Origin of the sequence: Methylorubrum podarium, from assembly GCF_040270385.1 — a bacterium.
GTDB classification, from domain to species: Bacteria; Pseudomonadota; Alphaproteobacteria; order Rhizobiales; family Beijerinckiaceae; genus Methylobacterium; species Methylobacterium podarium.
In genome coordinates, this window is the sequence record NZ_JBELQE010000014.1 from 57,812 (window position 1) to 67,355 (window position 9,544).

At 68.7% G+C, this 9,544-nt stretch carries 12 protein-coding genes; 4 read left to right on the forward strand and 8 right to left on the reverse strand.

What is annotated here, in order from left to right:
- Window positions 1–24: 24 nt before the first annotated feature.
- A complete protein-coding gene (locus ABS772_RS01530) occupies window positions 25–450 on the forward strand; it encodes an Lrp/AsnC family transcriptional regulator (protein ID WP_350391800.1) in 426 nt (141 codons plus the stop codon).
- Here ABS772_RS01530 and ABS772_RS01535 read toward each other — a convergent pair whose 3' ends face one another.
- From ABS772_RS01535 to ABS772_RS01545, 3 genes are all read right to left on the reverse strand, one after another.
- Complete coding sequence (locus ABS772_RS01535) at window positions 451–909, reverse strand: type II toxin-antitoxin system RatA family toxin (RefSeq protein ID WP_238255967.1); 459 nt, start codon at window positions 907–909, stop codon at window positions 451–453. It lies immediately after the preceding gene.
- A 6-nt stretch (window positions 910–915) separates the two neighbouring features.
- Window positions 916–1,920, reverse strand: a complete 1,005-nt coding sequence (gene lipA / locus ABS772_RS01540) for a lipoyl synthase (protein ID WP_350391801.1) — start codon at window positions 1,918–1,920, stop codon at window positions 916–918.
- 134 nt (window positions 1,921–2,054) lie between these two features.
- Window positions 2,055–2,792, reverse strand: coding sequence for a cell wall hydrolase (locus ABS772_RS01545; RefSeq protein WP_350391802.1), 738 nt, complete (start codon window positions 2,790–2,792; stop codon window positions 2,055–2,057).
- Window positions 2,793–3,000: 208 nt separating this feature from the next.
- On the opposite strand from ABS772_RS01545, the gene ABS772_RS01550 reads away from it, so the two are divergent.
- Both ABS772_RS01550 and ABS772_RS01555 read left to right on the forward strand, forming a co-directional pair.
- A complete protein-coding gene (locus ABS772_RS01550) occupies window positions 3,001–3,216 on the forward strand; it encodes a hypothetical protein (RefSeq protein ID WP_238255964.1) in 216 nt (71 codons plus the stop codon).
- A 21-nt stretch (window positions 3,217–3,237) separates the two neighbouring features.
- Entirely contained in the window at window positions 3,238–4,584 is a 1,347-nt protein-coding gene (locus tag ABS772_RS01555; RefSeq protein WP_350391803.1) for a PQQ-dependent sugar dehydrogenase, read from the forward strand.
- A gap of 22 nt (window positions 4,585–4,606) precedes the next feature.
- On the opposite strand, the gene ABS772_RS01560 is transcribed toward ABS772_RS01555, so the two are convergent.
- From ABS772_RS01560 to ABS772_RS01570, 3 genes are all read right to left on the reverse strand, one after another.
- Window positions 4,607–5,242 carry a L,D-transpeptidase gene (locus ABS772_RS01560; protein WP_350391804.1) on the reverse strand — a complete coding sequence of 212 codons (636 nt, stop codon included), beginning with the start codon at window positions 5,240–5,242 and terminating at the stop codon, window positions 4,607–4,609.
- Window positions 5,243–5,339: 97 nt separating this feature from the next.
- Complete coding sequence (locus ABS772_RS01565) at window positions 5,340–5,603, reverse strand: hypothetical protein (protein WP_350391805.1); 264 nt, start codon at window positions 5,601–5,603, stop codon at window positions 5,340–5,342.
- A 117-nt stretch (window positions 5,604–5,720) separates the two neighbouring features.
- Window positions 5,721–6,221: a 1,3-beta-glucanase gene (locus ABS772_RS01570; RefSeq protein WP_350391806.1), complete on the reverse strand. Its 501-nt coding sequence runs from the start codon at window positions 6,219–6,221 to the stop codon at window positions 5,721–5,723.
- Window positions 6,222–6,451: 230 nt separating this feature from the next.
- Here ABS772_RS01570 and ABS772_RS01575 point away from each other — a divergent pair, with 230 nt between their 5' ends.
- Complete coding sequence (locus tag ABS772_RS01575; RefSeq protein ID WP_350391807.1) at window positions 6,452–7,213, forward strand: YoaK family protein; 762 nt, start codon at window positions 6,452–6,454, stop codon at window positions 7,211–7,213.
- Between the two features lie 297 nt (window positions 7,214–7,510).
- On the opposite strand, the gene lpdA is transcribed toward ABS772_RS01575, so the two are convergent.
- Window positions 7,511–8,950, reverse strand: coding sequence for a dihydrolipoyl dehydrogenase (gene lpdA / locus ABS772_RS01580; RefSeq protein ID WP_350391808.1), 1,440 nt, complete (start codon window positions 8,948–8,950; stop codon window positions 7,511–7,513).
- A complete protein-coding gene (locus ABS772_RS01585; protein ID WP_350391809.1) occupies window positions 8,951–9,424 on the reverse strand; it encodes an endonuclease domain-containing protein in 474 nt (157 codons plus the stop codon).
- Window positions 9,425–9,544 lie beyond the last annotated feature (120 nt).

The window sequence follows — 9,544 nt, forward strand, 5'->3', positions numbered from 1 at the left end:
TCGGCTGGTCGAAAGGAGGCGTCCATGCTCGACGAGACCGACCGTCAGCTGATCGCCCTGCTGCGCACCGACGCGCGGATGCCGCTGGCCAAGCTCGCCGCCACGCTCGGCGTGACGCGGGCGACGGTCCGCGCCCGGCTCGATCGGCTGGTGACGTCCGGTGTGGTCACCGGCTTCACCGTCACGGTACGGGATCTGCAGCCCGACGGCGTGCGGGCGGTGACGCTGATCGAAGTGGACGGCCGTCACGCCGAGAGCGTGATCCGCCGCCTGTCGGGTCTGCCGGAGATCCGGGCGCTTCACACCACGAACGGCCGCTGGGATATCGTCGCCGAGATCGAGGTGCCGACGCTCGGCGATTTCGATGCGCTGCTGCGCACGGTCCGTCAGATCGACGGAATCGCCAATTCCGAGACCAGCATCCTGCTCGCGGCCCGAAAGGGCGGCTGATCAGGCGGCCGCGCCGTAGATCGCGGCGGCGCGGCCCTCGAACGCGTCGGTGAACTTGCGGAAGGCGCGGTCGAACATCGTGCCCATGAGCAGGCCGAGCGTCCGGCTCTTGAACTCGTAGGTGATGAAGAAGTCGACCTCGCAGCCCCCGCCCTCCGCATCGCGGAAGGTCCAGCGATTCTCGAGGTGCTTGAACGGACCGTCGATGTATTCGGCGACGATCTTGCGGTTTTCGCGGTCGAGGCTCACGCGGGTGGTGAAGCGCTCGCGGATCGCCTTGTAGCCGACGCCCATCTCCGCGACCCGCACCTTGGTGCCGTTCGGCCCCTCGGCGTCGCGCAGAACCCGCAGCGACTCGCAGAGCGGCAGGAATTCGGGGTAGCGCTCGATGTCGGCGACGAGATCGTACATCTGCGTCGCCGAGTGACGTACTTTCCTCGTGATGCGGAAGGAGGGCATTCGGGCTCAGGCGTTGACGGCGACGGGAGCGGGCCCGAGCTTGGCCAGACGGGCAGCCTTCAGCCGCGCGAAATCCTCGCCGGCATGATGCGACGAGCGCGTGAGCGGCGTCGCCGAGACCAGCAGGAAGCCTTTCGCGTAGGCCGTGGTCTCGTAGGCTTTGAATTCGTCCGGCGGCACGAAGCGCACGACCTCATGATGCTTGCGGGTCGGCTGCAGATATTGGCCGATGGTGAGGAAGTCGACCTCTGCCGAGCGCAGATCGTCCATGAGCTGCACGACTTCGTTCCGTTCCTCGCCCAATCCGACCATGATGCCGGACTTGGTGAAGATCTTCGGATCGAGTTCCTTCACCCGCTGCAACAGGCGCACGGAGTGGAAGTAGCGGGCACCGGGCCGCACGGTCACGTACTTGCCGGGCACGGTTTCCAAGTTGTGGTTGAACACGTCGGGCTTGGCCGCGACGACGACTTCGAGTGCACCGGGCTTCCGCAGGAAGTCGGGCGTCAGGATCTCGACGGTGGTGCCGGGGCTCGCCCGGCGGATCGCGGCGATGGTGCGCGAAAAATGCTCGGCGCCGCCGTCCTTGAGGTCGTCGCGATCGACCGAGGTGACGACGACGTGGTGCAGGCCGAGCTTGGCGACCGCGTCGGCGACCTTCTCCGGCTCCGCCCCGTCGAGCGCCTCCGGCAGGCCCGTGCGCACGTTGCAGAACGAGCAGGCGCGGGTGCAGGTGTCGCCCATGATCATGAAGGTGGCGTGCCGCTTCTCCCAGCACTCGCCGATATTCGGGCAGCCTGCCTCCTCGCAGACGGTGACGAGGTTGTTGGCGCGGACGATGTCCTTGGTCTCGGCCCAGAGCTTGGAGCCCGGCGCCTTGACCCGGATCCAGTCCGGCTTGCGCTGGATCGCCGTGTCCGGCCGGTGCGCCTTCTCGGGATGGCGCGGCCGCGCGGGCCCATCCCCTTTCGGCCGGGTGTCGTTGTTCAGAAGATCGAGGACGACGGCCATGGCGATGCGGGGTGAGCCTCACGGGAGCCGGGCCGGTCGATCCGGCCGCGTCCCTGACTTAAGGCCTCGTGCCCCCTGCGCATAGGGCGGGGGCGACAACCCGCCCCGGCCGTAACCCTGCTCAATGACAATCGTCAGTGCTTGTCGCGGCCGGGAGCCGAGGCGTAGCGCGCCGGGCCGGGGATGCGCAGCTCGGGCGCACTCGGCGCGGTGTACTCGGCGGTCAGCGTCGGCTGCACGCGGCCGGTGAGCGGCAGGCCGATCATGCCGGAACTGGCGGCGGCGACCTGGAGTGGCATCAGGCGGCCGGCAGCCGTCTGCACCACGGCGCGGGGCTGGACCGCCGGCAGGTAACCTTCGCGGTCGCTCTTCTCGTAGAAGACGTTGCCGCCGGCCGCGGCGACGTAGTGCATGTTGTTGTACGGAAACTTGTAGCCGGCGGTGTGGAAGTGCAGCGCCGGTCCGACGGCCTCGTGACGCTTGCCCGAGAGCAGCGCGTCGGCGACCTTTTCCAGGCGCGGCCGGTCCTGGTCGCGCACGGGCTTCGTCAGCACGCCGTTGGCGAATTGCCGCTTCTGGCCGACGACCTCGCAGATCCGGCCGGGATAGGCCGGCGCGTCGAGCCGGTTCATCACCACCGTGCCGACGGCGAGCAGCCCGTCCTCGTCGCTGCGGTTCGACTCGAAATACATCGCCCGGGCGAGGCATTCCTTGTCCGCGGCGGTCGGCGCCTGCACGACCTTGGCGTTCGTCGCGATCGAACCGGTCGTCAGCTCAGCCTGATGCGGAAACAACCCGCATCCCCCCAGACCCGAACCGGTCAGCGCTAGCCCGAAGAGGCAGAGAAGACGGAAGGTCCGGTCGGCTTGCATGCAGGCTCCTGAAGGCTGACGACGCTGGTTGGCCAAGCTGGACCATTCCGCCCACAGGAGCAAAGAAACTGTTAAGCCTGGATTTCGAATCCAGGGGGGTGTGTCCTTTGGCACACGCCCGCTTCCCGGCAGGCCACGGAGCCGATTGAACGGAATGACGAGCTTGGGCGTTGACTGCCCTGGAGCATCGTCAGCGAAGGGTCGGGCCATGGTCGAAACCAGCGCGGAATCGTCGGCCTCCTTCGATGAGCGGATGCGCGAGGAGGCCGCCGCGGCCGGCCGCGCGGCGCTGGAGGCTTCGCTGCAGCGCTTCAGCCACGAGCAGCGCGACGCGTTCTGGAACGCGATCGGGCTCTACTACTCGACCCGTCGTCATCCCGGCGCGGACGAGGCCGCCGTGCAGGCCGCCGCCACGCTCGCCTGATCCCGTATCGTCGAGGTTTCGATGCGTACCTCCGCCAAGATCGGACTTTCCGCGCTCGCCGTCGTGCTGCTCGGCGGCGCGGCCTTCCTGCGATTCATCGTCTACCCGGAATCCGCTGCCCTCGACGTGGCGGCGAGCAGCGGGTCGAGCCCGACCCTGCCGGCGCCGAACCCAACGCTGATGCCCACCGTCAACATCGCCCGCGTCGCGCGCTGGAGCGAGGGGGCCAAGCCGAAGGCCGCGAACGGCCTGAGCGTCGCCGCCTTCGCCACCGGACTCGACCATCCGCGCTGGCCCTACGTCCTGCCCAACGGCGACGTCCTCGTGGCCGAGAGCCAGGCGCCGAAATCCGGGGACCATTCCACCAGCGTCACCGACTGGGTAGCCGACAAGGTGAAGAGCATGGCCGGGGCCGGCGGCGCGAGCCCCGACCGCATCGTGCTGCTGCGCGACCGGGACGGGGACGGCGTCGCCGAGGAGCGCCACGTCTTCCTCAAGGGGCTCACCTCCCCCTTCGGCATGGCGCTGGTCGGCTCCGACCTCTACGTGGCGAACGCGGACGCCCTGGTGCGCGTGCCCTATTCCGAGGGCCAGACGGAGAGCACGGCGAGCCCGGAGAAGGTCGTCGACCTGCCCGCCGGGATCAACCACCACTGGACCAAGAACGTCGTCGCGAGCCCGGACGGCGAAAAGCTCTTCATCACCGTCGGCTCGAACAGCAATGTCGGCGAGAACGGGCTCGACATCGAGAAGGGCCGCGCCGCGATCTGGGAATACACGCCGGCCACCAAGGCGATGCGCGAATACGCCACCGGCCTGCGCAACCCGAACGGCCTCGCCTTCGAGCCGAAGACCGGCGTCCTCTGGACGGCGGTGAACGAGCGCGACGAGATCGGCAGCGACCTCGTGCCGGACTACATCACCTCGGTGAAGGAGGGTGCCTTCTACGGCTGGCCGTGGAGTTACTGGGGCCAACACGTCGACGAGCGGGTGAAGCCGCCCCAGCCGGAGAAGGTGAAGCTGGCGGTCGCGCCCGACTACGCCGTCGGCACGCACACGGCGTCGCTGGGCATCGCGTTCTCGATGGGATCGAACCTGCCGCAAGCCTGGAAGAGCGGCCTGTTCGTGGCCCAGCACGGCTCGTGGAACCGCCGCCCGAAGAGCGGCTACAAGGTGATCTACGTACCGTTCGCCGACGGCAAGCCCGCGGGCGCGCCGGTCGATGCGCTGACCGGCTTCCTCAACGCCGACGAGAAGGCGCAGGGGCGGCCCGTCGGCGTGGCGATCGACAAGGCCGGCGCGTTGCTGGTGACGGACGACGTCGGCAACACGGTGTGGCGGGTGACCGGGGCGGCGGCGTCGAACTGATCGGGCCGCGCGCCGCCAGGGCTCAGTACAGATCGCCGTAGCCCACGCCAGCACCGTAGCCGTCATCGAACACGTCCCGGTAGCGGCGGACCGGCGGACCGTAGGCCTCGTCCTCCCAGGTCCGGCCGCGCGAACGCACCGCGACGACGCCCTCGTCCTCACCGTAGCCGCGGCGGGCCGAGCGCGCCCGGCCGGGACGTTGCGTTTCGGCCACCGGAGCGTCACCGACGCTGCCGTCGATGACGACGCGGGTGTTGGCCATCTTCTGCTGCTTCACCAGGGCGAACAGCGTGGCGGCATTGCGCTGCGAGAGGCGGACGCAGCCGTGCGAGGCGGCGCGGCCGAGCCGGCGCGTATGCGTGGTGCCGTGGATCGCGTGGCCGACCTGCGTGAAGAAGATCGCGTGCGGCATCGGCGCGTTGTCCCACTCGCGGGAGAAGTGACTCTTCTCCATGCGGAACGGGCGGTAGCTGCCGTTCGGCGTGTCGTGGCCCGCGACGCCCGTCGAGACCGGCCAGTCGTAGCGCTGCGCGCCGTCGACCACGACGCTCATGCGCTGAGCATCCTTATCGACGGCGATGAGGAGATCGGCCCGCGCCGCCGGAGCCGTGGCGATCAGGGAGAAGCTCGCGAGAAATGCAAGGAGAGGCAGGCGCATGGCGATCGTCCCGGGCTTCGGTCCTCGCTACATGCGCCCCCGCCGCCGCGCTTCAAGCGGTGCGTCCCCACGCCACGACGCCGGAGAACTACGCAGGTCACCCGTACGGTGATGCGCTGCGGACGAAGCCGCGGGAGATGAGGCGGCTGTTCTCTCGGGACCGGCGCTCGGCCTCCATCAGGTCGGACAGGGCATCGGTGATGGCGCAGCGCAGGGCGATGTCCGCATCGCCCTGGGTGGTGCTGAGATAGGCCTGGGCGATCTCCTCGACGGGGCAGGATGCCGCCGCCCTCTCCTGTCCCGGATCCACGAAGCGGGCGGACGTGCCGTAGCTGCGCTCTACCGTCTGGGGTTTGGGCATGGTCTCTCTCCGACTCGGTGTGAGAACGAAGATAGAACATACCGAAATGGTTAACGAGACCTTACCGGGATCGATCGAGGCTGTGGACATCCCGTCCGGCCGCGTCCGTTCATAGCCTCAGCGCAGGCCGGAGCCGCTCAGCGGATCGAAATACGCGTCCGTCGGTCGGCGGGAAAAACCCGCCCCGCCGGCAATGCCGGCCCCCGCAGGCGCACCGCCGCCTCCCGATCCGATGCTGCCGGTCACGTCGTCCAGGGGCCGCCGCGTCGAGGTGCCGATCGCGCCGCCCCCGGAATTCAGGCCGGCACCGCCGAGAGCGCCGGAAGCGCTTGCGCCGCCGAAGCTCAGGCCACCGGCGCTCGTGCCGGCGCCGGGTGCGGAGGTGCCGAGACCGGAGATTCCGGACGCGCCGCCGAAGCTCAAACCGCCGGGATTGGCGAGAGCCATGGTCGCGGTCGGCGCCGCGACCGTCGCCACGGTCGAGGTGGGACCGAACGGCAGGCCCGGCGCGGTGAAGCCGGAGGGGAGGCCGCTGCCGGCAGACGTCTGTGCCAGGGCCGGCACGCTGCCGACCCCCATCGCCAGGACGCCGATCCGCACCAGCCGCATCACTGTCATCGCGCGTCCCTCTCCCGAAGCGCCCATCGTCGGCGTGAAGGGCCAACGCCGGGACGGCGGCGCGGTTTCCGGTCCGCCGCGGCCCCGTCGAGGCTCGGCGTGGAGTGCGCGTCTCCGACGCGGATGACGGTCCTGGGGGCTGAACCGACTTGCTTTGCCGGGCAATGTGCAAAAACGGCCGCGGTTAGGATAGGATCGAAACGACAGCTCCGACCACCGATCCCTGCCCGATGCTCATCCACGAAGGCCGCAGCCGAACTCCGGGCATCGATCGGCGTCTCGCTTGGTCCTTCGCCGGAATCGCCGGCGCTTTGAACGCCGCCGGCTTCTGCGCCTTCGGCACCTTCACCTCGAACATGAGCGGAAACGTCTCGGCGCTGGCCGACCATCTCGGTCTCGGCGAATTCGCCATCGCCCTGCCCGTGCTGGCGCTCGTCGGCGCGTTCATGGCCGGGGCCATGGGCGCGACCCTCCTCATCGCCGCAGGCCGCCATCACCGGCTGTCCGGCGTCTACGCCTACAGCGTCCTGACGGAAGCTCTGCTTCTGGCCGGCCTCGGCATCCTCGGCCTTTGCCTGCCCACGGGCTGGCACGGCGCCATCCTCGCGACCGGCCTCAGCTTCCTGCTCGGCCTGCAGAACGCGACGATCACGCAGATCACCGATGCCCGCGTGCGCACGACCCACGTGACCGGCATGGTGACCGATCTCGGCATCGGCCTCGGCCACTGCCTGTCACGCGACGGCGGCGCCTCGGGGCCGGATCGGGAGAAGATGCGGCTCTACGGGGTGACGGTGGCAGCGTTCCTCGCGGGCGGTGTCACCGGCGTGGCGGCCTGGCGTGTCCTCGGCAGCACGCTCCTGTTCGTCGTCGCCGGCTTGCTCGCCCTGATCGCGATCCCGGGCATCGCTTCGGCCCGGCGACGGACGGCCTCGCAAGGGCATCGCCCGACCGAACCCGGCTACTCCTGCTCCTCGAGAGAGACGACGTAGCTCAGCGGACCGGCGCATAGGGGCCGCCGACGAGCGGAACGACGTATCGGATCACGGGTCGGCCGGCCGTCGCCTCCGGGGCGCATCGTCCCCGGTCTACGGGTCGCCACGGCTTCGAGTTCGACCAGAGCATCTTTGGCCGCTGCTGTCTGCTGGCTCGAATCCTCGTCTCTCAGCCAAGCATTCCGCCGGAGAGGCACGATCCTGAACCCAACCAACGAAGCACGGGCGCGCGGAACCGCGGCATCGAGCCTGATCCTGCGCGCCCGCCGAAGACGCTCGGGTTCGATCGACCGATCAGGTGTGGATCACCCGGCCGTAGGCGTCGAGCACGCTCTCGTGCATCATCTCGGAGAGCGTCGGGTGCGGGAAGACCGTGTGCATCAGCTCTTCCTCGGTCGTCTCGAGGGTCATCGCGACGACGTAGCCCTGGATCAGCTCGGTCACCTCGGCGCCGATCATGTGGGCGCCGAGCAACTGGCCGGTCTTGGCGTCGAAGATCGTCTTGATGAGACCGTCCGGCTCGCCGAGGGCGATCGCCTTGCCGTTGCCGGCGAAGGGGAAGCGGCCGACCTTGATCGAGAGGCCGAGATCCTTGGCCTTCCCCTCGGTGATGCCGACGCTGGCGATCTGCGGGTGGCAATAGGTGCAGCCCGGGATCTTGCCCTTGTCCATCGGGTGGGTGTGCAGGCCCTTGATGGTCTCGATGCAGATGACGCCCTCGTGCTCGGCCTTGTGGGCGAGCATCGGCGGGCCGGCCACGTCGCCGATGGCGTAGATGCCGGGCACGTTGGTGCGGCCGAGCCCGTCGGTGACGACGACGCCGCGCTCGATCTTCACCCCGAGCGTCTCGAGCCCGAGATTCTCGATGTTGCCGACGACGCCGACGGCCGAGATGAGCTTCTCGGCGCTGAGCTGCTGCGTCTTGCCCTTGTCGTCCTCCACCGTCGCGGTGACCGCGTTGGCGCCCTTCTCTACCTTCGTCACCTTGGCGCCGGTGAGGATCTTGATGCCCTGCTTCTCGAAGCGCTTGCGGGCGAGGCCGGCGATCTCGGCATCCTCGACCGGCAGGATCTGCGGCAGCAGCTCGATCACCGTCACCTCGGCGCCCATGGTGCGGTAGAACGAGGCGAACTCGATTCCGATGGCGCCCGAGCCCATCACGAGCAGGCTCTTGGGCATCGCCTCCGGGACCATGGCCTCGTAATAGGTCCAGATCTGCTTCTTGTCCGGCTCGATGCCCGGCAGCACGCGGGGCCGCGCGCCGGTCGCGACGATGATGTGCTTGGCCGCGTAGGTGCCCGCCCCCTTGGCGCCCTTCGGCGGCTCGGCGCGCTTGGTCTCCTTGACCGTGACCTTACCGGGCTCGTTGCCCTTGGCGGCGGCGTCGATCGAGGCCTCGCCCCAAATCACGTCGACCTTGTTCTTCTTGAGCAGCATGCCGACGCCGCCGTTGAGCCGGCCCGAGACGCCGCGGGAGCGCTTGACGATGGCCGTCGCGTCGAAGCCGACCTTCTCGGCGGACAGGCCGTAGTCGGAGGCGTGCTGCATGTAGTGATAGATCTCGGCCGAGCGCAGCAGGGCCTTGGTCGGGATGCAGCCCCAGTTGAGGCAGATGCCGCCCAGGTGCTCCCGATCGACCACCGCCGTCTTGAAGCCGAGCTGCGCCGCGCGGATCGCGGTGACGTAGCCGCCGGGGCCCGCGCCGATGATGAGGACGTCGTAGGTTTCGGACATTCAGCTCTCCGCGCTTTCCCCTCCCCCTTGCGGGGAGGGGGCAGGGGGTGGGGGTGGTGCCGCTTGGTCGGCGATTTCGAGGTTGAACCCTTCGTGCTCAGCGCGAAGCGCTGCATCGATTGTGTCAAGCACGGTCTCGATCTCGCGCTGAACCGAGCGATTCGAGAAACGGAGAATGCGAAAACCCTGATCTCGCAGGTAGGCGTCACGCCGTGTGTCGTAGGATTTGTTCTGATCGAATCCGTGTTGCTCACCGTCGACTTCGACGACGAGGCGAGCGCCCAAACAGCAGAAGTCAACGATGTAGGGTCCAATCGGAACCTGGCGCCGGAAGTGCGATCCCGTGACGGTCAACCGATGCCGTAGACACCACCAGAGCCGCTTCTCGGATTCGGTCGGCGTACGCCGAAGCGCTCCAGCGTGAGCGGCCGCTTTTGCCGTCACTAGCGTCCGAGGCGGCCTGCTCCAGGGCATCCCATCACACCGATGATGACGAGGTGAGCCCGACCTTACGGAAGGCGCAGGCTCGGCAATGCGGCAGGCGGAGCGGACGCTCTCGATTCTGCACCACCCCCACCTCCGGCTCCTCCCCGC

Bases quoted from the DNA above. Each gene is read 5' to 3' on its own strand.
- ABS772_RS01530 (WP_350391800.1), top strand. From the start codon at position 25: ATGCTCGACGAGACCGACCGTCAGCTGATCGCCCTGCTGCGCACCGAC.
- ABS772_RS01535 (WP_238255967.1), bottom strand. From the start codon at position 909: ATGCCCTCCTTCCGCATCACGAGGAAAGTACGTCACTCGGCGACGCAG.
- lipA (WP_350391801.1), bottom strand. From the start codon at position 1,920: ATGGCCGTCGTCCTCGATCTTCTGAACAACGACACCCGGCCGAAAGGG.
- ABS772_RS01545 (WP_350391802.1), bottom strand. From the start codon at position 2,792: ATGCAAGCCGACCGGACCTTCCGTCTTCTCTGCCTCTTCGGGCTAGCG.
- ABS772_RS01550 (WP_238255964.1), top strand. From the start codon at position 3,001: ATGGTCGAAACCAGCGCGGAATCGTCGGCCTCCTTCGATGAGCGGATG.
- ABS772_RS01555 (WP_350391803.1), top strand. From the start codon at position 3,238: ATGCGTACCTCCGCCAAGATCGGACTTTCCGCGCTCGCCGTCGTGCTG.
- ABS772_RS01560 (WP_350391804.1), bottom strand. From the start codon at position 5,242: ATGCGCCTGCCTCTCCTTGCATTTCTCGCGAGCTTCTCCCTGATCGCC.
- ABS772_RS01565 (WP_350391805.1), bottom strand. From the start codon at position 5,603: ATGCCCAAACCCCAGACGGTAGAGCGCAGCTACGGCACGTCCGCCCGC.
- ABS772_RS01570 (WP_350391806.1), bottom strand. From the start codon at position 6,221: ATGACAGTGATGCGGCTGGTGCGGATCGGCGTCCTGGCGATGGGGGTC.
- ABS772_RS01575 (WP_350391807.1), top strand. From the start codon at position 6,452: ATGCTCATCCACGAAGGCCGCAGCCGAACTCCGGGCATCGATCGGCGT.
- lpdA (WP_350391808.1), bottom strand. From the start codon at position 8,950: ATGTCCGAAACCTACGACGTCCTCATCATCGGCGCGGGCCCCGGCGGC.
- ABS772_RS01585 (WP_350391809.1), bottom strand. From the start codon at position 9,424: ATGCCCTGGAGCAGGCCGCCTCGGACGCTAGTGACGGCAAAAGCGGCC.